At 60.3% G+C, this 23,117-nt stretch carries 23 protein-coding genes; 16 read left to right on the top strand and 7 right to left on the bottom strand.

Going from position 1 to position 23,117, the window contains the following annotated elements:
- Positions 1-89 precede the first annotated feature (89 nt).
- The 3 genes from K6G35_RS27330 to K6G35_RS27340 all read left to right on the top strand — a co-directional run bounded on the left by K6G35_RS27330 (position 90) and on the right by K6G35_RS27340 (position 2,318).
- Positions 90-692: a PAS domain S-box protein gene (locus K6G35_RS27330; protein ID WP_008652325.1), complete on the top strand. Its 603-nt coding sequence runs from the start codon at positions 90-92 to the stop codon at positions 690-692.
- Between the two features lie 247 nt (positions 693-939).
- Positions 940-1,632 carry a GntR family transcriptional regulator gene (locus K6G35_RS27335; RefSeq protein WP_008652327.1) on the top strand — a complete coding sequence of 231 codons (693 nt, stop codon included), beginning with the start codon at positions 940-942 and terminating at the stop codon, positions 1,630-1,632.
- Positions 1,633-1,940: 308 nt separating this feature from the next.
- On the top strand, positions 1,941-2,318 hold the full coding sequence (locus K6G35_RS27340) for a DUF427 domain-containing protein (RefSeq protein ID WP_008652328.1): 378 nt from the start codon (positions 1,941-1,943) through the stop codon (positions 2,316-2,318).
- A 142-nt stretch (positions 2,319-2,460) separates the two neighbouring features.
- On the opposite strand, the gene K6G35_RS27345 is transcribed toward K6G35_RS27340, so the two are convergent.
- From K6G35_RS27345 to K6G35_RS27355, 3 genes are all read right to left on the bottom strand, one after another.
- Complete coding sequence (locus K6G35_RS27345; protein WP_008652329.1) at positions 2,461-2,646, bottom strand: hypothetical protein; 186 nt, start codon at positions 2,644-2,646, stop codon at positions 2,461-2,463.
- A gap of 617 nt (positions 2,647-3,263) precedes the next feature.
- Positions 3,264-3,479 (bottom strand): hypothetical protein, encoded by a 216-nt coding sequence (locus K6G35_RS27350; RefSeq protein ID WP_008652330.1) that lies wholly within the window; start codon positions 3,477-3,479, stop codon positions 3,264-3,266.
- A gap of 381 nt (positions 3,480-3,860) precedes the next feature.
- The gene (locus K6G35_RS27355) at positions 3,861-4,211 is read right to left on the bottom strand and encodes a YggL family protein (protein WP_008652332.1); all 351 of its coding nucleotides are present in this window, start codon (positions 4,209-4,211) and stop codon (positions 3,861-3,863) included.
- A gap of 281 nt (positions 4,212-4,492) precedes the next feature.
- On the opposite strand from K6G35_RS27355, the gene K6G35_RS27360 reads away from it, so the two are divergent.
- Together K6G35_RS27360 and K6G35_RS27365 are read left to right on the top strand one after the other, a co-directional pair.
- Positions 4,493-4,786, top strand: coding sequence for a carboxymuconolactone decarboxylase family protein (locus tag K6G35_RS27360; protein ID WP_234707034.1), 294 nt, complete (start codon positions 4,493-4,495; stop codon positions 4,784-4,786).
- A 349-nt stretch (positions 4,787-5,135) separates the two neighbouring features.
- Positions 5,136-5,603: a cache domain-containing protein gene (locus K6G35_RS27365; protein ID WP_495676664.1), complete on the top strand. Its 468-nt coding sequence runs from the start codon at positions 5,136-5,138 to the stop codon at positions 5,601-5,603.
- 429 nt (positions 5,604-6,032) lie between these two features.
- Here K6G35_RS27365 and prpR read toward each other — a convergent pair whose 3' ends face one another.
- Positions 6,033-7,970, bottom strand: a complete 1,938-nt coding sequence (prpR, locus tag K6G35_RS27370) for a propionate catabolism operon regulatory protein PrpR (protein ID WP_495676665.1) — start codon at positions 7,968-7,970, stop codon at positions 6,033-6,035.
- A gap of 182 nt (positions 7,971-8,152) precedes the next feature.
- On the opposite strand from prpR, the gene K6G35_RS27375 reads away from it, so the two are divergent.
- The 5 genes from K6G35_RS27375 to K6G35_RS27395 all read left to right on the top strand — a co-directional run bounded on the left by K6G35_RS27375 (position 8,153) and on the right by K6G35_RS27395 (position 12,942).
- Complete coding sequence (locus K6G35_RS27375; RefSeq protein ID WP_017512063.1) at positions 8,153-9,040, top strand: isocitrate lyase/PEP mutase family protein; 888 nt, start codon at positions 8,153-8,155, stop codon at positions 9,038-9,040.
- A 337-nt stretch (positions 9,041-9,377) separates the two neighbouring features.
- On the top strand, positions 9,378-10,388 hold the full coding sequence (locus K6G35_RS27380) for an AraC family transcriptional regulator (protein ID WP_495676666.1): 1,011 nt from the start codon (positions 9,378-9,380) through the stop codon (positions 10,386-10,388).
- 19 nt (positions 10,389-10,407) lie between these two features.
- Entirely contained in the window at positions 10,408-11,073 is a 666-nt protein-coding gene (locus tag K6G35_RS27385) for an NAD(P)H-binding protein (RefSeq protein ID WP_035883334.1), read from the top strand.
- A gap of 172 nt (positions 11,074-11,245) precedes the next feature.
- Positions 11,246-12,109 (top strand): oxidoreductase, encoded by an 864-nt coding sequence (locus tag K6G35_RS27390; protein ID WP_035883332.1) that lies wholly within the window; start codon positions 11,246-11,248, stop codon positions 12,107-12,109.
- A 548-nt stretch (positions 12,110-12,657) separates the two neighbouring features.
- Entirely contained in the window at positions 12,658-12,942 is a 285-nt protein-coding gene (locus K6G35_RS27395) for a septal ring lytic transglycosylase RlpA family protein (protein ID WP_035883331.1), read from the top strand.
- Between the two features lie 118 nt (positions 12,943-13,060).
- On the opposite strand, the gene K6G35_RS27400 is transcribed toward K6G35_RS27395, so the two are convergent.
- Positions 13,061-14,050 carry a Bug family tripartite tricarboxylate transporter substrate binding protein gene (locus tag K6G35_RS27400; protein WP_029309491.1) on the bottom strand — a complete coding sequence of 330 codons (990 nt, stop codon included), beginning with the start codon at positions 14,048-14,050 and terminating at the stop codon, positions 13,061-13,063.
- Positions 14,051-14,249: 199 nt separating this feature from the next.
- Here K6G35_RS27400 and K6G35_RS27405 point away from each other — a divergent pair, with 199 nt between their 5' ends.
- From K6G35_RS27405 to K6G35_RS27420, 4 genes are all read left to right on the top strand, one after another.
- On the top strand, positions 14,250-14,600 hold the full coding sequence (locus tag K6G35_RS27405; protein ID WP_186425606.1) for a VOC family protein: 351 nt from the start codon (positions 14,250-14,252) through the stop codon (positions 14,598-14,600).
- A gap of 524 nt (positions 14,601-15,124) precedes the next feature.
- The gene (locus K6G35_RS27410; RefSeq protein WP_008652347.1) at positions 15,125-15,268 is read left to right on the top strand and encodes an entericidin A/B family lipoprotein; all 144 of its coding nucleotides are present in this window, start codon (positions 15,125-15,127) and stop codon (positions 15,266-15,268) included.
- A 1,341-nt stretch (positions 15,269-16,609) separates the two neighbouring features.
- Complete coding sequence (locus K6G35_RS27415) at positions 16,610-17,050, top strand: YMGG-like glycine zipper-containing protein (protein ID WP_495676667.1); 441 nt, start codon at positions 16,610-16,612, stop codon at positions 17,048-17,050.
- A 630-nt stretch (positions 17,051-17,680) separates the two neighbouring features.
- Positions 17,681-18,235, top strand: coding sequence for a DUF3455 domain-containing protein (locus tag K6G35_RS27420; RefSeq protein ID WP_051705425.1), 555 nt, complete (start codon positions 17,681-17,683; stop codon positions 18,233-18,235).
- Positions 18,236-18,482: 247 nt separating this feature from the next.
- Here K6G35_RS27420 and K6G35_RS27425 read toward each other — a convergent pair whose 3' ends face one another.
- Together K6G35_RS27425 and K6G35_RS27430 are read right to left on the bottom strand one after the other, a co-directional pair.
- Positions 18,483-18,926 carry a GFA family protein gene (locus K6G35_RS27425; protein ID WP_495676668.1) on the bottom strand — a complete coding sequence of 148 codons (444 nt, stop codon included), beginning with the start codon at positions 18,924-18,926 and terminating at the stop codon, positions 18,483-18,485.
- A 90-nt stretch (positions 18,927-19,016) separates the two neighbouring features.
- Positions 19,017-20,132 carry a porin gene (locus K6G35_RS27430; protein ID WP_008652355.1) on the bottom strand — a complete coding sequence of 372 codons (1,116 nt, stop codon included), beginning with the start codon at positions 20,130-20,132 and terminating at the stop codon, positions 19,017-19,019.
- Between the two features lie 248 nt (positions 20,133-20,380).
- Here K6G35_RS27430 and K6G35_RS27435 point away from each other — a divergent pair, with 248 nt between their 5' ends.
- Both K6G35_RS27435 and argH read left to right on the top strand, forming a co-directional pair.
- Positions 20,381-21,286, top strand: coding sequence for a LysR substrate-binding domain-containing protein (locus K6G35_RS27435; protein WP_495676669.1), 906 nt, complete (start codon positions 20,381-20,383; stop codon positions 21,284-21,286).
- Positions 21,287-21,571: 285 nt separating this feature from the next.
- A complete protein-coding gene (gene argH / locus K6G35_RS27440) occupies positions 21,572-23,074 on the top strand; it encodes an argininosuccinate lyase (protein ID WP_495676670.1) in 1,503 nt (500 codons plus the stop codon).
- Positions 23,075-23,117 lie beyond the last annotated feature (43 nt).

Below are 23,117 nucleotides of genomic sequence, written 5' to 3' on the forward strand. Positions count from 1 at the left end.
TCCGCACATCGACATTCCTCTGGGACGCTAGTCCATGGCGACATGCAACCTGCCTTGCGGTGATTTCTCCGTGCCCGGTTGATCGCCCCATGGCAAAGCCCATCCTGTCGGAAGACACCATCCATGCCTTGGCAGATGCCCAGCCAGACGCCGTCTTCCTCGTCGACAAGACCGGCATCATCCGGTACGTAAACCCCCGATGTCACGATTCGCTGGGCTTTGCGCAGTCCGACCTCATCGGACAAACCATGCTCGAACTTGTGGTCCAGCGCGACCGCGATCGCACCATCAAGGAAGCCAGCGAGGTGCTGGCCGGCCACAAACGCACTGGCTTCGAGAACCGTTACCGGCACCGGGATGGAAGTGACATCCACTTCTCGTGGTCGGCACGCTGGCTGGAATCACATCAATTGCGACTCGGCACCGCGCGCGATGTCACGATCCTTCGGCAGCCAGCGTGCGCATATCTCCTGCCGCCGGACCTGCTGGGGCTGCTCGATCCCTACGAGCAGGAGGTATTCCTGCTGCTGCTGACATCCGCCACCGAGATGCAGATTGCCAGACGCCTTGGCGTGGCGGCCGACGACATTCGCCGCCGGGTCGCCAGCGTCTATCGCAAGTTGGGCGTGCGCGGGCGCCTGGGACTGACCAGTCTCGGCATGAGCGTGCTTCAGACACCGCTGACGCCCTAGTCGGGCAAAGCAGGATTAACCGCGGCGTGATGGGGCGTATATTGCGCCTGGAGGTCCGAGGGCCGGCATGCGAGGTAGAATCTCCCTCTTCCCGGTGCCGTCTCTGTCCATTCCCGTTCCAGCCATGCTGGCAGGAACGCGCGACGGCCACCGGATGGCCCTGGGTTGTCTCGCATCATTAACCAGTTGATTGAATAGCGAACTTCGCTGCCTGTGGCGAAGTTGCAGATCCCCACTTCACGACTCCATGCTTCCTACGGACCTCGTCGCCGGCGCCGACGGCGATCAGAACGCCTCGCTGCCACGCTCCGAGCGCGCCTATCAACAGTTGCGATCGGCCATCCAGGCAGGTCAACTGCCGCCCGGCACCCGCCTGAGAGAAGTCGAACTCGCGGAATCCCTGGGCCTGTCGCGCACGCCAGTGCGCGAGGCGCTGTCGCGGCTCGAGTCAGAAGGGCTTGTTGTCAATGAACCCAATCGGGGCATGATCGTGACGCGCCTCGACGCCAGCATGGTCAGTGAACTCTACGTCATGCGAGAGGTGCTCGAGTCCACCGCCGCTGCGCTGGCCGCACGCCACGCCACCGACGTGGAGATCTCGCTGCTGCGCGATATCGTCGAACGCGACCTCTCGTTCGCCGAGGATCCCGACAAGCTGGCAATGAACAACCGCCTGTTCCACGAGACGCTGCACCGCTGCGCCCACAACCGCTATCTGCTGAAGACGCTGCGCTCGCTGCACGAATCCATGGCACTGCTGGGGCGCTCCACGCTGGCCGTTCCAGGCCGCGCGCGTGGCTCGTATGAGGAACACATGGCGCTGGTCCAGGCACTGGAAGCCCGCGACCCCGAGCGGGCCGAGCAGATCGCGCGGCGCCATATCCAGCAAGCCTACAAGGTCCGGCTGTCGCTCTGGATCGAAGAGCAGTCTGGCGCCTGACGTCGCATCCGCCTCGCAAAGCAACTGCAAAACAATAGCCCCGTCGCGAAACCGTGACGGGGCTATTGTTTTACGCCCTCGAAAAGTGTGTTCCGTGAGAACGCTTTCCTGGAACGATGGCGCTTGCTATCTTTTTCTCCGAGGCCAAGGATCCCTCTCTTCTGGCCTCACGTCACCCTCCGTGGCGGTTTTTTCATCATTGGCGCTGGCGGCATGAGGTTCCTGTTCGTCCGTATGTCGATGTCAGCGCAAGGCGCGGCAACGTTGCCGCGCCAGTTTTTTCGCTGTGCCAGCCAGATGAGGCCCCCATGCCAGACAAACCCATCAAGATTCCCGGTCCCGACCACCCAATCACCATCACCCGCCAGGGCAGCCGTGTGGTTGTAACAGTCGCGGGCAAAGTGATTGCCGATACCCGAAACGCGCTGACACTTCAGGAAGCAGCCTATCCGGCTGTTCAGTATGTGCCGCGCGAGGACGTGGACATGTCTGAACTGTCGCGTACCTCACATGGCAGCTACTGCCCCTACAAGGGGGATGCCGCCTACTACAGTATCCCCACCGGCGGGGCGCGCGCCGAGAATGCCGTCTGGACCTATGAGTCCCCCTACCCGGCCGTGTCGGCCATTGCAGGCTACCTCGCGTTCTATCCCGATCGCGTCGACAGCATCGACATCACACCGTAAATCGCGCACAAAAAAGCCGACCCGCCACACACGATGCACGTGTGTGGCGGGTCGGCTCTCATTCCCACGCGGCGCCAACGCACCGCGTTTCGGTACCAACTACAGCTATCTACCCGCTACTACGTTCAGACTTCCCGGCCAATCAGCCGTTCGCGTAGGCAACCTTCGCCTTGCGCGCTTCCGCCTGCAGGCGGGTGAAAACATTCTGGATCGAGGCAATCACGCGCTTCACGTCGTTGCCGAAGCCCATGCTTTGGGCGCCGAGCTCGCGCTCGATGAGGTCACGTTCGAGTTGATCGGTCAGCTTGATATCGGATTGGGTGTTCATGGCGTCCTTCCTTTCAGGGATTACCCTTATGGGGTTTTCCCTAATTGTAGCAGACGGATTGTCGCAATGCAGCATTAGGTAATAGTGCGTATGGCTGTGATGCGACAGGTGCCATCCCGCTGATGCTAATTATCAAGATCAGCCAATTTCTAAGGCAAACTCAAAAGTTACCTTTTGCGCACTCAGAGGTTGGGGGCTGCTGGCGTCGCGTGCGACCTTCCGGCCATCGATGGAAAACCAGGAAACGCGGGGCGAGGATGGTCACGCGGCCAGCCGCCGTGCCCGCATCCGCGCGCGCCACGCGCATTGGAGCCGCCGTGACCGTCGGGTCGGCCGTACGGGGAGCATAGGCGCCCGGGGTTTCCCGATGGAGGGGCCCTCTGGCAATGACCGTTGGTTTCCCTTCCCCGGTACCGGCGACACCGGAGGGCCAGAATTGCTACACAGATAGGGCGCGGTCGCCGTCACTCGCACCGAGCGTCCGCACCAGCTACGGCAGCAGCGTGCTTCGATAAGCCTCCCGACCCATTCCACCCGTCGGGCAGCCACACGTTGCAACGACGCACACGACGAGGATGCCAGTCCCGCCAAGTGCCGATGCGGGGAAGGCCGAGAAACTACGGCAGCGGGCGGAACATGCTTCCGTTAGGGCCGCGTGGCTCCAGTGCACGCGTGGGGACATGCGTGCGTGCTCCGGCTCCCTCAAACTCGACGATGACGGCGGTGGGGCTTGCAATGCGCGTGATGATCACCTGCGCGCCCCTGAACATCCATGTCGTTTCGATCTGGTAGGGGCTCTTTCGGTAGGCTTTGCGGCGTTGTTTGCTATTCATATCGAAGTCCGCTTAGTCTGTCCACGTCTGATTGTTGCGCCTTGACCGAACTGCAATGCGCGCCGAGCTGGTGACCGGCGAATCGGCCGCCCGTCAGGCTCCACACAAAAGAAAACCGGCAGTTTCGCGCAAGGCAAGATTGCCTGAGACGTCCGCCGGACTGGCAAGGTTCCTGCTTGACCTGCCGTTCGGAACTCAAATCGTACAGTGCGGGAAAAGAAGACACCTCATCCACTGGCGATTCCGAGATGGCTTGCGCCAGTTCCCTTCAACGAACCTCACAAGGAATCTTCCTGCACGCTTTCGATCCGACTCACCACGGCCTCGCTGAGCGGACGAATGTCTCCTGGCAGCATCCTTCAATGCGTGGCATATGAAGGCTCAGCCAAGTTCCGCGAAATTGCCGTACCACGCGTCGATCAGCGGACCGACGCGCACAGCACCGAACTCAGCCCGGCCGTTCAGCCAGTCCAGGACGATTTGGCGGTGTTCCTCCGTGGAGGAGCTGCGATTCCCCTCCGGGGATACAAATCCATCCAGGCAGTCATCTATTGCACCACCATAGGTGAGCTGGTTCGCTTCGATGCAATCGGCAATAAAGGCTTCGCAGGCAGCAATCTTTGCGTCCGCACCCAGTCCTACGGCAAGCTCCGCTGTGACGAGAAATCCGAGTTCCTGAAATTCCGCCACTCGCAGCTTCTTGCGTTGGCGACGGCTACGTCTTTGGCTCATGGGTATCGCTCCTTTGGACTGGTCGGCCGGCCTGAAAGACCGGCATCGTACCTCGATTGTCGCGGCAAGACGACCGTATTTTGACGGCATCCAACTGCGGGACGCCGACCGAGCCGATTGACAGTCCTGGCGCCTCAGTGTCACGCTCAGTAGCGCTTCAATCTTACTTGGGGAGGTCAGTCATGTCAGTCATGAGGACTCTACTGGCGAGCGCCGGTTTAGCACTGCTGTTGGCCCCGGCAACGGAACCAGGCGTCAGGGCTCAGGAGGCACCTGAATGGATGAAACAGACACTTCCCGACCAGGCACTGAAGCCGCACTGGGACGAATCTCGGGCCGTGATGAATCCCACGGGAGCTTTAGATGCGAAAACCAAGCAACTCATTGCCCTCGGTGTGGCAGCACAAATTCCTTGTGCATATTGCGTTTCCGCTCACACTAAAGCGGCAAAAGCCGCTGGTGCGACCGATGCTCAAATAAAGGAGGCCATTGCAACCGCCGCGCTCGTCCGTTTCAACAGCACAATGTTGAATGGCTCAGACGGCGGCACCGAGTGGTCGCCTCAACGTAAGTGATGATCGCGCCGGCCGCCGATTGACAATCCTCGCGTCGACCAGGGCAACGCTGCCGCGGATTTCAGCGATTGGCGGTGACTCCAGGTCCGCGAAGTGTAACTTCGCCCTTGAATTACCTGCGTGATATTGCCGGCGCGTATCTAGTGCACCGCACCGAGCACTTCACGCCGTTCGACCACACTCGGGATCGACACGATGGGCCCAACCCGGAAGTAGCGGCCCCACCTCTTTTTATCAACTCGTCGGCAGGCACGACTAGACTGGTCAAGTGGGGCAATGTTTGGACATGATGACTTGCTGGCTGCACGCGGTGCATGACAATTGCCACTTGCTCGAAGAGAAAGGAGGAATGTCCATGTTTCGTAAACTCGCGATTGGCACGCTAGGCGCCATGGCTGCCTTGTTCTCGGCTACGTCATTGGCGCAAGGTACCGCGGCGGACGCTAGGGCCATGCTTGAAAAGACGGTTGCGGCCATCAAAACCGATAAGGCCAGGACGCTCAACCAGATCAACAACGGCGAGAATGGCTTTCTTGTTGGCGATCTCTATCCGTTCTGCTTCAATCTCAGCGACGGACTCCTCGTCGCGGTCGGCAATCCCAACGTTAAGGGGTTGCTCGGCAAGGATGCCAGGAAATTTAGGGACCCTACGGGCGACGTGTATGGACCAAGGCTCTATGACGCGGCAAAAGAGGGCCAGGTCAACGAGGTCAGCTACATGTCTCCCAAGGCCGGCGCTGACAAGACGTGGGTGCCGAAGGCGAGCCTCGTTACTGCGGTTGCCGGCCTGGGATGCGGCGTCGGTTACTACAAGTAGTGCGACCAAACCAACCGTCAAATCGGCGGCGAACTGCCGAACTCCGATGCCCGCACAACGCCATTTTTTCGCGTGACCGGTCAGTTCTGATGCCCTTCACTGCGCATGTGCGGTTTGCCATCGGCGCTGATCAATTTTGATATCCGCCTTGGGTCATTCGCGTCGAGTTTATGGTGCCTGCTACCTTGTCAGCTATCCACGGAACCAGTGCACGTGGCAAGCCTGCGCGGAGACCGGACCCCTCTGGAAGCAGCCGTAGAGGTTGCCCCGCGTCGAAGGGCAGTTCAGGGTCGTTCTGCGACGGCCGCGCCCCCCCACGACCATTGAATCTGAAGTCGAGGATGGTGGCGGCTTGCCACGAGCCTCGACCGCTGGTACGCGGAAAACGGCGTTGCCTGGCTCCTGAAGCGGCCATTCGCAGCTTCTTTCTTACTCCTTCATTAACCTCCAAAGCGTCGTTCGTCCGATCCCCAAGGTACGACTCGCAGCGGCACGATTGCCACCGTTTGCCTGCAGGACTCGCATGATGTCGTCCCGAGTCACGGTCCCGGACGGCGCGTCGGTAACCTTGTGCCTGTCCGCTGCAACAGGCAGCGATTGCATCTCTCCAAACTCTGGAAACATGGCCTGCAGGTCTTCCCGCGCACTGCCTGAACCATCGCTCAGATAGATCGCCGCGCGCGCTACGAGGTTTTCAAGCTCCCGTACGTTTCCGGGCCATGTGTAAAGCTCGAAGAGCGGCGTGAGGAACTCCAGAATGTGCTTCGTGACGGTGGCTGGCAGGTGGTACTTTGCTGCACTCCGTGCGAGCAGATGCTGCGCAAGGCCAGGTATATCACTGCGCCGCTCACGCAAGGGCGGCAGTTCGATCTGTAGCAGATTGAGCCGGAAATACAGGTCGGCGCGAAATGTGCCGCGCTTGACCAACTCGCGCAGATTACGATGCGTCGCGGCGATGACACGGACGTCGATTGGCGTTGCGCGCCCAGAGCCGAGCTTCATCACTTCGCGTTCCTGTAATACACGTAGCAGGCGGCTCTGCAACGCGGCCGGCATCTCACCGATCTCATCGAGAAAAATGGTCCCCGTATGCGCGACCTCGAAGAGGCCCGGCTTTCCACCACGCCGTGCGCCGGTGAAGGCGCCCTCTTCATGGCCAAACAGTTCGCTTTCTATCAAACCTTCCGGCAGTGCCGCACAATTGAACGCGACGAATGGGTTGCCGCGCCGACGGCCGGCATTGTGAATACCTTGAGCAACCAGTTCCTTGCCAGTGCCGCTTTCGCCTGTGAGCAGCACGGTAGCGTCGTGCGCGGCGCTGGCTCGCGCTAGCCACCGCACGCGTTCAAGCTCCGGGGAGCCGCCGTTCAGATCAGCCAGGTTATGCCGCGCCACCAGATGCTTCGGCCGCTGATTGGTTCGCAACGAGCGGTCAATGCGTTGTGCGATTAGTGTGTCCTGTGCAGTGACCACCGCTCCGGAGCGTGAGCCATGCTCAACGATTGGCACGCAGTTGACAATCAGCGAGCGACCGCCGATCTGTTCGATGCGCTCGTTGCTCGGCGAATCGGCATCGAGTGTTTCGCGCAGGTGCGGGCCGACCGCCCCCAGGAGCTGTGACGCCACATCGCGGGAGCGGTCCAGGCCGAGCAGATCCAACATCGCAGGATTCACCACCTCAAGCTGCCCACCCTCGTCGAATGCCGCAACGCCGTCGCGCAGATGCGCGACGATGGTGTTGAGTCGCACGCGCTTTGATTCCTTCTGGCGACTCATGCGTGCCAGCTCAATGGAGCGTTCGAACGCTTCCTCCACAGCGCCAATGGAATAGAGAAATACGCATTGCAACCCCGCCTGCAGCGCCAGATCGCAGGCCATGCCAGGACCAATGATGACGGTGCAGCCTTCTGCGGCAAGCGTATCCACGGCCGCACGCACCTCGTCGATCGAACGGTATGCGCGCTGTTTCAATGCAACATTCAGCCAGCCGCTGAGGTTGGCCAGTTCCCTCGACACCGAATCGTGCAGCACCAAGCCGATGGCCTCACCCGGCCACGCTGTGATGGCCTGCGTGATAGCGTTCAGCACGTCGAAGCCATTCACCTTGACCATCACCACGGGCACACTGAGATTGTCACGCAGATACGCGCCGTTCGAGCCGGCCGCCAGCACGACGTCAACCGTGCCTGCGTCGACGTACGCCTGGAGGGCGGTCACAGCAGCCCCGTAGCCCGCGCGAATCGAGAAGAAACGCGCCAGCTCGTTGTAGCGAGGCGCGACAGTCTCACACAGCGTACTCATCCGGCTGATGCTGACCAGCGCGATGCCCGGGCGGAGCTGGTTTGGATGTGAAATGAGCGTTGACATCTTGGAGGCTCCTGGGTGGAACGTTTTTGGAACGCTCCGAGAAACATGTGGAACATTGTCGCATGAGCGTGTTCGCGGTATGAAATCTTGTAAGTCATTGTTTTCGAAAGAAACAACGGCAGGTGCGGGAACTTGGCACGATCCGTGCGAAAACACCGGCTCCTACTCTGGAGACACATCAAATGACTACCTTATCCGCCGCCCGCCGTGCGGCATTCCGCGCCAAGGTCAATGAACGCCAAGGGCTGCTGGTAGCTGGCGCCTTCAATGCAATGAGCGCCCGCGTCGTCGAGGAAACCGGGTTCGAGGCGCTATACCTGACGGGAGCCGGCGTTACGAATATGTCGCTTGGCCTACCCGATCTCGGTTTCATCGGCCTGCATGAAATTGCCGAACACACCGCGCGGGTCCGCGATGCGGTCGCGCTACCGTTGATCGTCGATGCCGACACTGGTTTCGGCAATGCGCTCAACGTACGGCACACGGTAAGAACGCTCGAACGCAGCGGCGCCGATGCGATCCAGATTGAAGATCAGGTGATGCCCAAGAAATGCGGACATTTTTCGGGCAAGGAGGTCATCGCGACGAGTGAAATGCTTGGCAAGATCCGCGCTGCCGTTGATGCGCGCGAGGACCCCAACCTGCTGATCATGGCGCGCACGGATGCCGCAGCGGTGCATGGCATGGAGGCTGCCATCGAGCGCGGCCATCGCTTCATTGAGGCGGGGGCGGACATTCTCTTCATCGAAGCGACCGAGTCACTTGCCGACGTCGAGCGTTTGCCCAAGCTGATCGCTGCGCCACAACTGATCAATATTGTGATCGGCGGGAAGACGCCAGTACAGTCGCGCGAAACGCTAGCCAGCCTTGGCTACGCACTTGTGCTGTATGCGAATGCAACGCTACAAGGCGCAGTGCTTGGCATGCAGAGGGCGCTCAGCACGCTGCGCACGAATGGTCGGCTTGACGAGGATGCAACGCTGGTGGCGCCATTCAGCGAACGGCAACGCTTGGTCAATAAGCCTCTATACGACCGACTCGATCGCGAATACGCAGCAAACGATCATTGAACGGGAGGGCCACGCCGGAAGAGTTTCCAAAAGGATCGTGGCTCCCGGACAACTGAACAGGTAGATTTCACCGCAGCGCACAGCACGTTGGGGTCAAGGTAATGGTTGGCGGCTCAGCGCGCCCACGCGCGGGCGGCCGACCACTGAGACCGGCCATAAGCAGTCCTCCCTGGCCCCAACTCCGAACGTCGTCTGAGCGCCACCAGACAGTGGCCAGAGTTGGCGCGCATTGAAGGAAGGCTGGCGCGCTTCGCATGTCCAACTGGGTCTTGGCGCCCTATACTGGGTCGACCTATTCAATAGCGCGAACTCCACGTGAGTTGTCGATGAGCACCCCATGAGGCGCAGCCAGACTTTTTCCCTGAACATTGGGTGGCAGCCCTTGCTAAAGGACTTCGGCCTACGACCGGATCAAATTCTCCGCAGGGCGGGGCTTCCCGAAGACATGCTTTCCCGCGGCGAGCGAAGCCTGACCACCGACGAGTGGTTCCGCTTCTGGCGTGCCCTGGAGACCGAAGCAGCGGACACCATGTTTCCATTGCGCATCATCGAAGTGATTGCCGCGGAGTCTTTCGATCCACCGCTGTTCGCAGCCCTATGCAGCGCCAATCTGATGCAGGCGGTACAGCGTCTTGCCAAATACAAGCAACTTGTCGCTCCCATGAGCCTGGAGGTGGACGTGGGAACGTCGAGCGAGCTAACAGTGTCGCCCCGCTGGCTGTCGATTCAGGCCGATGTACCGTATTCCTTGCAGGTGGCCGAGATCGCGTTCTTCCTGCGATTGACCCGCCTCGGAACCCGCGAGCCCATCAAGGCATTGCGGGTGGTACTTCCCAAACTGCCGCCGAACGCCTACGTCCGGCGTTTCGAGAAGTTCTTCGGCGCACCTGTTACACCGGGGGAAAGTCCAAGCGTCACATTCTCTGCCGAAGATGCCTTGCGTCCGTTTCTCACAGTGAACGAAGGCATGTGGCGGGTGTTCGAGCCTGACCTGCGCCGCCGGCTCAGCGAACTCGACGCAACAGCGGCAACGGCGGAGCGCGTGCGCGCCGTCCTGTTGGAACTGCTGCCGAGCAACGCCGCCACCATCGAGAAGGCTGCCGAGCGTCTGGGCATGAGCAAGCGTACGCTGCAGCGTCGCCTTGAAGACGAGGGCGAGAACTTTCGCGCTTTGGTCAATGCCACGCGAGAACGCCTGGCCCGCCACTATCTGGGGAATACCAAGATGTCCAGCGGCGAGATCGCCTTCCTTCTCGGCTTCGAGGATCCCAACTCCTTTTATCGCGCATTCCAGGAATGGACCGGGCAAACGCCTGACAGCGCCCGTCATGCCATGCACCTTAACTGAGGAAACGCACACCTTGTCCATGCCTATCGATCAACGCAACGTGGTGCTGGCCGGCGCCACCGGACTCGTGGGAGGCCTGATGCTTCAGGCTCTGCTGGCAGACCCGACCGTCGCTCAGGTGCACGCCCTGAGCCGTCGCCCATTGCGCGTCCGCCATCCCAGGCTTCAGGTCCATATTGTGGATTTCAGCCGGCTGCCCGCGCTCCCGCAGGCCGACGAGGTGTATCTGGCGCTCGGCACCACGATCAAGGTGGCGGGCAGTCAGGCGGCGTTCCGCGCTGTCGACCTGGAGGCCAATCTGGCTGTAGCCAAGGCCGCGTTTGCCGCGGGGGCCAGTCGCGCAGGTCTGGTCAGTGCGGTTGGCGCAAACGCGAAGTCCTCCACGTTCTACAGCCGCGTCAAGGGTGAACTGGAGGACGCCCTCAGGTCGTTGGGGCTGACGACGCTCGTGATCGCGCGGCCTTCGCTGCTGCTGGATTCCCGGGATGGCCTGCAGCAACCGCCGCGCATCGGTGAACAAATTGCCATCCCGATCGCGAAGCTGCTGGCCCCGCTGCTACCCGGAGCCTATCGGCCAGTGCATGCACGCGCAGTCGCGCAGTCACTGGTCAAGACCGTGCCGGCAACCGAGGGGATGGTCATTCTGTCTTCCGGCATGCTCGCCAGCATTGGCAGCGAGCCCTGAGCACGGCGGGGACCATGCCTTGACGCCGCTCGCGAGGCGTTTGGCGCTTTTTGCTTGAATCGTGACGCCGATCGCTAGAGGCCCAACGCCGCTCGATGCGTACAGTCAATGGCAAGGAAGGCGAACCGAATCCGGGTCGCCTTCCACCTCAACCCCATCAGGAAAAGTCACCATGAATTCCAAAGTTGCTCTCGTGACGGGCGCCTCTTCCGGTATTGGCGAAGCCACCGCACTCAAGCTTCTCGGCCAGGGCTACACGGTCTACGCGGCCGCGCGTCGCGTGGAGCGGATGCGCAGCCAGGCCGACGCCGGTGTCCACGTGCTAGCGATGGACGTGACGGACGACGCCGCGATGCGGGCAGGCATAGCGGAGATCATCGCCAGGTCTGGCCGCCTCGACGTCTTGGTCAATAACGCCGGCTATGGTGCCTATGGTGCGATCGAGGACGTGCCGCTGGAAGAAGCGCGCGCCCAGTTCGATGTCAACGTGTTCGGTGCCGTGCGCTTGATCCAGCTGGCGCTGCCACATATGCGCGCGCAGCGATCTGGCACTATCGTCAACATCACCTCGATGGGCGGCAAGATCCACACGCCTATGGGTGCCTGGTACCACGGCACCAAGTTCGCGCTGGAGGCGATCAGTGACTGCCTGCGCATGGAAGTGGAGCCCTTCGGTGTTGACGTGGTGGTGATTGAGCCGGGCGGGATCAAGACGGAGTGGGCCGGCATTGCAGCGGAAAACCTGCAGAAGGTATCCGGCACGGGCTCGTATGCGCCCCAGGCCAGCGCGATGGCAAAATTGATGATCAATGAGGCCAACGGCAATCGTCAGTCGCCACCCCAACTGATCGCAGAGACTATCGCAAAGGCTGTCAATGCCGCTCGTCCAAAGACACGTTACGCCGTCGGCTTCGGTGCCCGGCCCATGATTTTCATGCGACGCCTGCTGTCAGATCGCGCGTTCGATAGTCTCATGCGCATGGCTGCCAGAATGCCCCGCAGTACGCAGCGGCGCTCGTGCGGCGCAGCCAGTTGAGTGAGGACAGACGCGATTACGCCAAGGCGTTGAAACACGCGCAGCAGTTGCCGGCTCGACCCATTCCACGAACCCGCGTATATGACGCTAATGCGCCTGCATGCGCAGAATCACGATCTGGGACCCGCTTTGCGCGCCAATCGTAGCGGTGTGGAGACGGCGCGGAGCACGCGGGGACCAGCGATCGGCGTTCGCGTCTATCTGCTGCGATAGCCCGAGTCTCGAACAGCTCCCGGCTGATACGGGCCCTTTGGACCACATTTGACCGACAGCCCAGAAACCGGCCTGTCGTTGGGTCCGACCTTAAGGGACGTCGGCCTGTCACCTAGAATATTCTCAAGGTATTGCGTAACCCGGCCGCGCCGCCAACGCAAACTACTGGAGACCGTTAGAGCCACATCTCAATCACTGACGGGTGGTCCATGGTGCTATTACTTCGCTATCTGGGAGTCTTGGGAATCTGCGCCTTGTTCACTGCATGCGGAGAGATTCCGTCCAGGCATGCCGCGTGCGGCGCAGATTCCTGTCGCCCTCGGCACGAGCACGAAATGCTGCAATCCGGCGAGGCGTCATGGTACTCGGCAACGTTCCAGGGGCATCTGACCGCAAACGGAGAACGCTACGATAGCAGCGCCTTGACTGCCGCCCATCGAACATTACCGCTCGGCAGCCATGTGCGCGTCAGATCGTTGGCTACTGGAAAATCGGTTGTCGTTCGCATCAACGATCGCGGACCATACGTCGACGGCCGAATTATCGATCTCTCTTATGCCGCGGCGGAAGCTTTGGGCTTGCCAGATGCGCGGTCGATGCGGGTGGAGATTGAGCGTTGATTTGCTTTGCGTGCGGATTCAACCAGCGAAGGCAACGCACTAAACGCGCGGCCCTCACATGATTGAGGCAATGCGGTGGTCGGGCATGCACGAGACCACCGCTTTACCACCTGCCATATCAGTCGATTCGCGCGCCCGATGCCTTGACGGCCTGTCCCCACCGCTTCTGCTCGCTGGCGATCGTCGCCGCAAAGGCGTCCGGCGACTGCCACGCTGGTTCGGCCCCCTGGAATTCAAGCTTGGCCTTCGTATCTGGGTCCGCCAGCACGGTACGCAGCGCGGCCGACAACTTGTCGACAATGTCCTTCGGCGTGCCGGCCGGTGCCAGCACCCCGTAGAAGCCCACCACCTCGAATCCCTTCAGGCCGGCTTCTTCCATCGTCGGCACATCGGGCAGCGCCGGCGATCGTTTGCCCGACGTTACCGCCAGCGCGCGTACCTTGCCCCCTTTGATGTACTGGGTGAACAACGGAATGGAGTCGGCCATCATCTGCGCCTGGCCACCCATCACGTCCGTCAGTGCCGGCGCGCTACCTTTGTAAGGGATATGAACGATGAACGTGCCCGATGCCTGCTTGAACATCTCCGGCATCAGATGCGAGATACCGCCATTGCCGCCCGATGCAAAATTCAGCTTGCCAGGATTCGCCTTCGCATAGGCGATGAATTCCTTCAGATTCTTTGCAGGCACGTTGTTGTTGACGACCATCACCAGCGGAATCAGCGCGGTACGCGCCACGGGGGCGAAGTCCTTCGGCATGCTGTAGGGCAGCTTGGGATAGATCGCATTATTGATCGTCATCTGGCCCGTATTGGCAATCAGCAACGTGTAGCCATCCGGCGCGGACTTGGCGACGTTGTCCGATCCGATATTGCCGGCGGCGCCGGCCTTGTAGTCGAGCACGACCGACTGCCCGAGAATGGGCTGCAATTTTTCGGCAAGAATGCGCGCGTGCGTATCGACCGGGCCGCCCGGGGGAAAGCCCACCACCATCCGGATTGGCTTCTCTGGCCAGGCCCCATGCGCGGCGCCCGCGGCAAACGCCAGTGGGGTCAGGGCCAGAGTGGCAAGGGCGTGCAGGACACGGCGGGCAACAGGCATCGTCATTTTTCTCTCTCCAGATACGGCCACGCTCTGCGAGGCGTGGATCGGTCCGGTATTGTGACGTTTATATGACATATTTGTGAAGTCCCTGAGCCGCGTCCCGACTGGCATGCCAACCACATGAGAACAGTTCCGCGTCTTGACTTGCGGGCCCGCTTCTGATCATTGGCAGCCAGCCCTAATAAACCAGAAGGAGTGCAATTTGAAAGTCAAACGTGTAGTGGCCAATATTGAAGTCGCTGATTTAACGCGTGCTCACGTCTTCTATCACGATGTTCTTGGCCTTGAGCTCCTGATGGACCACGGCTGGATTCGAACCTACGGCTCGCAATCTGAAATGACTATTCAAGTCAGTTTTGCAGCAGAGGGCGGATCCGGCGCGCCTGTGCCGGACCTGTCAATTGAAGTGGATAACGCGGACGAGGCGCACCGGCGTATGCGAGATGCAGGCTTTTCCATTGAACGTGGGCTAGTCGACGAGCCTTGGGGCGTGCGCAGGTTCTTCGTCCGAGACCCCTATGGAAAGCTGGTCAACATCCTCGCTCACACGTAGCCGTATGTGCAGATGCCAGCGTGGAGCGGTCATGAACTGTGAGGCGAAGCAGGCCGCGACTTCCGCTTAGTGCAGATGCCTGCCAAACAGAACGCTCCATCTTTCGACGCTCCACCTTTCAATATTCGTAGTTTTGTACTAGGTGGATTCCATCGATACCGATGTCGGAATTCCTCCAATCTCGGAGCGCGGCGAGAGCCCGCAGTCGCTTTGAAGCACCATATCGCAGCGCCGCACAGCGCCTGCGCCTCTCGCGGCGCTGCGATAGCTGCAGGCGTTCATAAGGTTCTCGAAGAGCGTGCGTCCTTATGATCTGCGCGAGCGAAACCGATGCGATCGCTCATATGGAACGTTCCAATGCGGGGCTGCCAATTGATGAATAGACCATTGCGCTGCCCGCCGACACCGATGTAGGACGAATGCTGACTGCTCGCACAGTCTCTTGCTTGCTACGCTCAATTAAGCAGTCCGGGCTAATCCATCAGCGGGGCGTGCCCGCGTCGAAAGAAAGCAAGGAGATCGTCATGAGGAAACTGTACGCACTTATCACTCTCGCAGGCATGCTGTTGATCGCTGGCTGCAACACCATTTCAGGCGCGGGCAAGGACATCGAACGCGGCGGCGAGAAGGTGCAAGGCGCCGCGGAGAGCACAAAGCAGAAGATGTAGTGTGCTGGCAGGTCAGCGGCTTCGTCGCCAAGGAGAAAGACACCGTGAGCGAAGAACCATCGCGATCGTCTACGAGCGCCATACGCCGTGATCCGGAGCACTCGGATATGCAGCGCGCCGGCAGCGCCATTCCGGAGCACGCGCCCGTTCCTGCGGTGCTGGGACTAAACGTTACGACTCAATCGGCGACACGATGCTGCCTCAGTCTGACTCGCAGCTCGTTGTTGTCATCGACGAACGCTTCGCGCAGACGGTTGATGCGGATACGGTATGTGCAGAGGCGCACGACGGCATCGAGACATTGCGAGACACAGTACGTGACGCCGCAACGTGCACGATCCTGGAAACCGAGGCTCGCAACTGCCCCGGCATCAAGGCCGTTCACAGCGAGTTGCTCGCACGAAACAGGTCGCGGACGAGCAAGGGACAGCGACCAGCGCGGAGGCGCATGTGCTGTTCGGAGTGGTCGCGGCGATCAGCATGACCCTTTGCGCAGGAACTGATGCGAGATTGATGCGCAGACGGTGAGCACCAGGTCGGATCCGGCGAATAATCACCCGGCGAAGCCGGTTTTCAATTCGCCGGTAATGGACCTCCGCCGATTGCGTGCCGATCGGCATCTACTGGCGAACCGCACGGTATTCAATCGGAACGTCCACTATCTGGATTGATCCCTCAATTGAATGTCACTGTGGAGCCTTTGGCGAAGGTTCGCAGATGGCCGATACCCTTGTGGTGTTTGCCGTTAGTGCAGCAGGCGGAATACCGCATTGCACAATTTCTCGAAGCGACGCGCCCTGTCCCCGCGGGAACAATCTGAAGCACTCCTCCGAACGCATACCTCCAATCGCCAAAGCGCTACGGAGCGCGGCTGCTCGTCCGAGGAGCCATCGACACAAGGGGACAGCAGGATGCTAATGACCATCCATAGGGATGCGGGCTCATCATCCGACGGACGTGAGCCCACTAAGGTCACCATCGTCGCTTACTTTTTCTTTACAAATCACTCACTTGTGAAGGCCCTGAAAACTCGGTTCCCTGGTAATCGGGCAACTCTTCAATTGCTGGCGATCCGCCACTTTTCCATTTGTTGAGGAGAGATTTGTCCTCGTCTGCGCACCGACAGCCCCTGCGCGTACAACACAACTTTGTGCTGGAACAAGCCTGATTGACCGCTTCGCAGCGATTATTTGCCTCTGTAAGACATAATTGCGCAATTAGCAAAACAGATGATGATCGGCAATAACAGGCGTTAGCCTTTTATAAGCAAAATTACGCAAATGTGCAGATTACATCCCATGTTATGCTTGTTCGAACTCATTCAAAAACAAGGACAAATCAATGCACAAGAAGATTGCAACCCGAATGGCAATTGCTGCCGCTGTCGCTGCTGCGTCGGTCTCCGCCACGGCTAGCGACATGAAAAATGCGGCGGGCGGTGCGCTGGGCGGCGTTGCCGGCGCGGCCGTCGGAAACGCAATTGGCGGCAGCACGGGCACCGTTATCGGTGGCGCCGTGGGTGGCGCTGCTGGCGGCGCCGCGACGTCAAATAGTCGTGAGCGCACGGGCGCCGTGATTGGAGGCGCCGTTGGCGGCGGTGCTGGCGCTGCGGCCGGTAATGCGATGGGTGGAACGACCGGCTCGCTCGTCGGTGCCGCAGTGGGCGGCGGCGCTGGTGCCGCACTGGGCGGCAACATCTCCCGCAACAATTCACATTCCAGCGAGAGTGGCCACGACAAGCACCATCACAAGCACAAAAAAAACGGCAAACATCACGATTGACCGTCAGCGATTGCGTCCGGCACAACCCCAAGCTTCAGTCGCAGTCGCGAACTAAGATCGCAAGCCATATTTCAGGAACGCTCGCTGAATCAGCTTCCCTCGGCTTGAGTGGCCGTTCTCGCGCAACCTTCAGCCTGATAGCGGCCTAGCGGCGATCGTCTCAAATGGGCTGGCTACCGCCTGTCGCCCCGGGGTTCTCCGACCGTCTGGGCAATCGGGCGCTTGCCGGCCGCGGATTCAACCGGTCAATGCAACACACTTAAGGCTTTGCGAGCCTGAGGGGTGCTGCAAATGAAACAAAGACGGCGGATCTACTACACCGAGACACAAAAAGGCACTGATGTGGGAGCGGTGGCGCAAAGGTGACACGCTCGCGCAGATTGCCCGATCCTTACATGGATGACGCTTCGTGGTGGGACTCTGCCCCTCATCCAACCATTGGCCAATGACAGAGAAGGGTCGAATGCGTCAGTAGCTTGAAGTTGCACACCTGATCGACCGATGTTGTGGATTACGCACGCGCCCCGTTGTGCACGAACCGAAGTGACGTGCACGGCGGCGCCCGCGTCTCACCGCGGTTTCCCGGTATGATCGGCTGGCACGCTGAGACATTCATCGAGGACAACACGCATGGACCAATCGATTCGTAGAGGCAGCCGTGGCGTCCGCCTGGCAACGCGACGCGCCTTTGCGATCGCGACGGCGCTGGCCGGTAGCGTGGCGCTTTCGTTGGCCCTGGCCCAGTCGCCGGTGCCGGGCGTGCTGCAGCCCGCCGGCATGACTCACGCGGTGGCCTCGCTCGAGGCATCGGGCGTGCAGATCTACGTCTGCAGGCGCGACGCCGCCAATCAACTGACATGGACCTTTCTGGCGCCACAAGCCGATCTCTACGACGCCTCCGGCCGGCTCGTCGTCAGGCACGGCGCTGGACCGTCGTGGGAAGCGCTGGACGGCAGCCGGATCACTGGCAAGCTGCTGCAGCACGCCGCCAATCCCGACGACAGCGCGGCGATTCCAATGCTGCTCCTCTCTTCCACCAATGCGGGCGGTCCGGGCCTCCTGAGCACGGTGCACTATGTGCAGCGGCTTGCCACGCACGGCGGCGCGGCCCCCGCGCAAGCCTGCGTGCACGAGGGCGAGGAAGGGCGTAGCCCCTATCTCGCGGAGTACGTGTTCCTCGAATGAACGTAGTGCGAGTGCACGTGTACTGTGTGGCCGCGCTGTGCTGCCACTGGCGCAGCCGTCGTGAAAGCCGGATCGCTCGCGGTGCAGGTCGACCGATAGTCCACATCGACGAGTACTGAGGCAGTGCACTGGGATCTATCTTAGGCCGGACCGTCGATAGCCGACCATTGCGGTCTCTCGCAAACGTGTCGCAAATCGCTCACACTCGGCGCTGAGTTCCGAAGACACGTCGAGGTTCGACGCATAACTAAGCTTGGTAAGTCGGGCCGTCCCATCCGTCGAGGTACTTCGGCAACTCGTCCTGTATGTCGATAATCCGATGCCGGTAAAAAAGATGCATCGTTGGTCGCATTTCCTCGGGCACTTCACCGCCAGCGGCTCGGGCGAAAATGGTATTGGGAAGGACGCGCATGCCGAGCCGGTTCGTGCCAAACACCGTCTCACCGCAACCGGAGCAGAATGTTCGCGACAAGTCTTTTGACGGGTGCGAAAAGCTCGACACGCTACCACTGGCGACGGTGACTTGTTCAGCTAGCCACGCAGTCGCCGACAACATTGAAGTCCCGTAGAAATCCTGGCACGACCGACAGTGGCAATTAGCCCTTGCCTGAGGTTGGCCATTCAGCTTGATATTGACGGCGCCACACAGGCAATGCACGGAACACGGTACCCGAATCGATTTCTTTGCCATGCGGACCTACCTCGCCATGCTGTCGAAAGGACAAATATATAGCACGGGCATGTGGCACCGCTTGAGAGGCAGGTCGCCGTACCGGTCGGCTCAGAACTTGTGTCGAACACCGACTACAGCCCCGAATTGATTGGCGCCAGGTTGTACGGCCTCGCTCGTCGTGCCCAGTTGGCTGTTGAAGCCATTCACGCCCAGGCTCGATTTGCCCTTGTTAAGCACATACGACGCTACCGTATATAGGTCGGTACGTTTCGACAGCGCGTAGTCGGCCACCATGACAAACTGCCATGGGTTGCCGGATCGGGAGTTGCGAAGGTTCTGGTAATAGGCCGAGCCAGTGAATGAGAGCGCAGGTGTCACCTGATAGCCAACACCTGCCCAGGCCAGGTTCGACGCAGTGTTAGCCACTGTGGACCCAGGCAGGCTGGCACCGTTGAACGCGTGTGCATAACGGTAGCCGGCATAAACTTTGGCGTTGCCATAGGCGTACGTACCGGCCACCGCTGCCCGTTGCGTCAGGCTATTTGTTTGCAATGCCGTGGCGGCCGATTGGTTGATCTGATCGTAGACCGCCCCAATCGAGAACGAGCCGCCAGAATAGTTCGCGCCGAGAGAGTACTCGCGGCCGTTCGTGAAGTTGCCCGGAACTTCCTGGTTGTTGTAGTTGAAGCTATACAGTCCCGTCACGCTCAGGCCGCCAAAGGTGCCCATGTACTTGACAGAGTTGTCGGCACGCGCCGCTCCCATGAAGGGATCCTGCGCGCCGATGGAGTAGCGGCTCGAAATCGCCATCGGATCGTACGTCACCGCAAAGTCATAGAACGGCACCGTGTGGCGGCCCAACGTCAGCCTGCCCCATTGATTCTCGAGTCCGACGTAGGCACCGCGTCCGAACAGGCGACCGCTTTGGGTGCTCGTGCCGGTGTCGATGGAGAATCCGCTTTCCAGAACAAAGAGGCTCTTCAGGCCGCCACCCAGGTCCTCGATGCCACGCAGCCCCCAGCGTGATCCGGACTGGTTGCCTGATTGCAAGGCCACCAGGCTATAACCCTTGGCACCCGGTGCAACGGTTCCCGTCGATGCAACAGCATGGTTCAGGTACTCGATACCGGCATCAACAACGCCATACAGGGTAACGCTCGATTGCGCCTGGACACTGCTCGCAGTCAGCATTGCCACCGCAATAGCAAGGTACTTGCATTTCATTCAATGGTCTCCTCGTAAATGGGGACGGCTCCGTCCCAAAGAAGGGCGGCATACGCGCCGTGAATTCATTGTTGTTATGGCTCGATGGGACTTTGGAATCCCATGACAAAATTCTGACGCTGGTCCCTCATGACGAACAACCCCAGCCACGGTTGGACGCGCATAAGAGAAATTTATGGGCGCGGCAGCGTGCTACGTTGTAGGCTCGCCCCCAAAAGTCATGGCATCGGCCTTCGCCTTAGCTACCTATGCAACTGAATCCCCGCCAACTCGAAGCGTTCCGTAGTGTCATGGTGTCCGGCAGTATGACCGTGGCCGCCGAACGGCTGAAGATCAGCCAGCCCGCGGTGAGTGCGCTTATCAGGGACCTCGAAAAGAGACTTGAAATCCGTCTGTTCCGGCGTGAAGGCAATCGCCTGATTCCGGGCGCCGAAGCCCAGCGGCTGTTCCGCGAGGTGGACCGGTTCTACCAGGGTATGGAGCAGATCGAGCGTGTGGCGCTCGATCTGAAATCCGCTCGCATCGGTACCCTGCGTGTTGCGTCCATGCATACGCTGGGATTGAGCCTGCTCAGCGAATGCGTCAGGCAGTTCTCACTCTCCCGCCCCGAGTTGGCGATCTCGCTGGACGTCAGGAATTCTCTAGGCGTCATGGAGCTCGCCGCAGCGCACCAGATCGATATCGGATTCGTTCAGATGTCCGGCGATGAGTACCCCGGGGTCGATATTCTCCCGCTACCAAGCGTCGCGGCGGTCTGCGTACTCCCGCGTGGCCATGCTTTGGCCCGCAAGAGGTCATTGAAGATTACCGACCTGCAGGATGAGGCGCTTATCTCGCTGAATCGCAATAGCCCGGTACGGATGCGACTGGAGATGGAACTCGACGCTGCTGGCGTGACCTGCAAGCGCTCGGTCGTCACATCGCTCGGTCACGTGGCATGCAGCCTGGTCGCAGGCGGACTTGGATTGACTGTCGTTGATCCCTTCACCGCGCGCAGAGTGCGAGATCCAGGTGTGGTCTGGCGTCCTTTGTCGCCGGCCGTACAGTTCCAATTCTCCATGGTTCTGCCCTCCCATCAGCCGCGATCGAAGGTTGTGGAAGACTTTATCAAGCTGGTCAAAGAACAATTCAAGGCAAGCGTCGCCTCGTCCTGATTCGCGGCGAACCGCACTAAAACCGCGCATAAGCAAAAGATTTCCTTATGCGCGTCCAACCGTGTCTGTAGTTGTGCCTCGCGGACCAAAAATTCATCATCGAGTCATGGAATCGGACTAGCAGAAGTGACCGCACCGCGGTCATTCGGCAAAGGTTCATTCCGATCGTTCGCCCGGCGCGATCTGCTAGCAGCGCGCCGGGCGAGGCCCCTGTCTGAACCGCTTTATTGCTGGGTAAAGAAGCGCCGTCCGCATCGCCAGGCGCCGATTGCCTCGCTTGTTACCATGACATCGACTCCCCACGAAACACTACTCGCCGAGGCTCGCCTGAGTTCGCCTCCTGCCTCCCGGTTGACGAAGCACTACGCACTGCCAGGACTCGAGCGCGAACGCAGGCAGTTTCACGAGTTCGTCGCCGTTGATCTTGCCCATACGACCATGCTGGTGGAACAGGGCATTCTTTCGGCGGAGACCGGTCGGGCCATCCTGGAGCAGTTGCTGATCATTCGGAGAATGCAGCCCTCCGCGTTTCCCGTGGATGTGCGCAAGGGCAGCTTTCTGCTGCAGATCGAGTCGTATCTCTTCGGCGCCATCGGCGAGGATGTGGGCGGCCAGATGCACACCGGCCGCAGTCGCATCGATCAGGGCGCCACGGTACGCCGCCTGTACAAGCGCAACCGCATGCTGGATGTGATGGACCAGTTGAACGTGTTCCAGGAGGCGATTGCCGAACAAGCGCGCCGACACGCGCACACGATCATGCCCGGCTACACACATATGCAGCAGGCCCAGCCATGGGTGTTCGGACACTATCTGCTCAGCTTCAGCTCCCGATTGCATGACAGCTTCGAGCGTCTGGCTCAAGCGTACGGACGCGTCAACCGCAATCCACTGGGAACTGTGGGTCTTGCCGGCACGTCATGGCCGCTTGATCGCGAGCGAACCACGGAGCTGCTCGGATTCGACGGCAAAATCGAGAACTCGAAGCTTGGCCGCGAAGCTTTCGATGCCGCGGATGCCATCTGCGCACTGTCGTTCATCATGGCCGATTTGAACGATCTGGCTACCGACCTGCATATCTGGTCCAGTACCGAGTTCGGATTGGTTGAATCCGATGACAGCTACTGTGGTACGAGCAGCATCTTCCCGCAGAAGAAGAACCCGGTCGCGCTGGAAACCATCAGGAAGGCCGCCGGTCCTGCCGTGACGTGGCTGAGCGCGGCGCTGGCCACGTTCCGCGCGGAAGGGACCGGCGACCAGGCCATGCGTACCGTCGCACATATCGACGAGGCCTTGGCAACGACAGAAAGCATGCTCGATCTGTTCACTGGCGTCATGGAAACGCTGATCGTGCATCAGGACCACATGGCCGAATCGCTCAAGGGAAGCTGGTGCACCGCGAGCAATCTGGCGGACGTCATCGTGCGTGAACGACGTCTGTCCTTCCGCCAGGTGCACCACATCGTCGCCCGTGCGGTGCGCAACTGCGTGGCGCAAGGACTGCGTCCCGATCAGTTGACCAGCAGCCGTCTCGATGAGGCAGCTCTCGAAACGGTGGGTATCGCGCTGAATCTGGGTGATGCGGCGGTACGTGACGCGCTCGATCCGGTTCGCTTTGTCGAAACCCGGATAACGGAAGGCAGCGTCGGGCCGCAGCAGGTTGCGCGACTGCTTGAGCGCGCGGCGCAGGAACGCGCTGCGAATCGCCAATGGGTCAACGAGGCGCGCGGCCGACTGAGTCGATCGCAACTGGCACTCAATGAAGCCGTGAGCAAGCTGGTTGCCTGAGAACAAGCGTGACGCCTACGAAAAAAATACCGAAGGAGACGCA

Source organism: Cupriavidus sp. HY129 (genome assembly GCF_059492215.1).

Excerpts from the sequence above, each read along its gene's own strand:
- K6G35_RS27340 (WP_008652328.1), top strand. The coding sequence starts at position 1,941 with ATGCCAGACAAACCCATCAAGATTCCCGGTCCCGACCACCCAATCACC.
- K6G35_RS27345 (WP_008652329.1), bottom strand. The coding sequence starts at position 2,646 with ATGAACACCCAATCCGATATCAAGCTGACCGATCAACTCGAACGTGAC.
- K6G35_RS27355 (WP_008652332.1), bottom strand. The coding sequence starts at position 4,211 with ATGAGCCAAAGACGTAGCCGTCGCCAACGCAAGAAGCTGCGAGTGGCG.
- K6G35_RS27415 (WP_495676667.1), top strand. The coding sequence starts at position 16,610 with ATGCACAAGAAGATTGCAACCCGAATGGCAATTGCTGCCGCTGTCGCT.
- K6G35_RS27435 (WP_495676669.1), top strand. The coding sequence starts at position 20,381 with ATGCAACTGAATCCCCGCCAACTCGAAGCGTTCCGTAGTGTCATGGTG.
- K6G35_RS27365 (WP_495676664.1), top strand. The coding sequence starts at position 5,136 with ATGTCCATGTTTCGTAAACTCGCGATTGGCACGCTAGGCGCCATGGCT.
- argH (WP_495676670.1), top strand. The coding sequence starts at position 21,572 with ATGACATCGACTCCCCACGAAACACTACTCGCCGAGGCTCGCCTGAGT.
- K6G35_RS27360 (WP_234707034.1), top strand. The coding sequence starts at position 4,493 with ATGAAACAGACACTTCCCGACCAGGCACTGAAGCCGCACTGGGACGAA.
- K6G35_RS27380 (WP_495676666.1), top strand. The coding sequence starts at position 9,378 with ATGAGGCGCAGCCAGACTTTTTCCCTGAACATTGGGTGGCAGCCCTTG.
- K6G35_RS27420 (WP_051705425.1), top strand. The coding sequence starts at position 17,681 with ATGGACCAATCGATTCGTAGAGGCAGCCGTGGCGTCCGCCTGGCAACG.
- K6G35_RS27335 (WP_008652327.1), top strand. The coding sequence starts at position 940 with ATGCTTCCTACGGACCTCGTCGCCGGCGCCGACGGCGATCAGAACGCC.
- K6G35_RS27350 (WP_008652330.1), bottom strand. The coding sequence starts at position 3,479 with ATGAATAGCAAACAACGCCGCAAAGCCTACCGAAAGAGCCCCTACCAG.
- K6G35_RS27425 (WP_495676668.1), bottom strand. The coding sequence starts at position 18,926 with ATGGCAAAGAAATCGATTCGGGTACCGTGTTCCGTGCATTGCCTGTGT.
- K6G35_RS27330 (WP_008652325.1), top strand. The coding sequence starts at position 90 with ATGGCAAAGCCCATCCTGTCGGAAGACACCATCCATGCCTTGGCAGAT.
- K6G35_RS27375 (WP_017512063.1), top strand. The coding sequence starts at position 8,153 with ATGACTACCTTATCCGCCGCCCGCCGTGCGGCATTCCGCGCCAAGGTC.
- K6G35_RS27400 (WP_029309491.1), bottom strand. The coding sequence starts at position 14,050 with ATGACGATGCCTGTTGCCCGCCGTGTCCTGCACGCCCTTGCCACTCTG.
- K6G35_RS27390 (WP_035883332.1), top strand. The coding sequence starts at position 11,246 with ATGAATTCCAAAGTTGCTCTCGTGACGGGCGCCTCTTCCGGTATTGGC.
- K6G35_RS27385 (WP_035883334.1), top strand. The coding sequence starts at position 10,408 with ATGCCTATCGATCAACGCAACGTGGTGCTGGCCGGCGCCACCGGACTC.
- K6G35_RS27410 (WP_008652347.1), top strand. The coding sequence starts at position 15,125 with ATGAGGAAACTGTACGCACTTATCACTCTCGCAGGCATGCTGTTGATC.
- K6G35_RS27395 (WP_035883331.1), top strand. The coding sequence starts at position 12,658 with ATGCTGCAATCCGGCGAGGCGTCATGGTACTCGGCAACGTTCCAGGGG.
- K6G35_RS27430 (WP_008652355.1), bottom strand. The coding sequence starts at position 20,132 with ATGAAATGCAAGTACCTTGCTATTGCGGTGGCAATGCTGACTGCGAGC.
- prpR (WP_495676665.1), bottom strand. The coding sequence starts at position 7,970 with ATGTCAACGCTCATTTCACATCCAAACCAGCTCCGCCCGGGCATCGCG.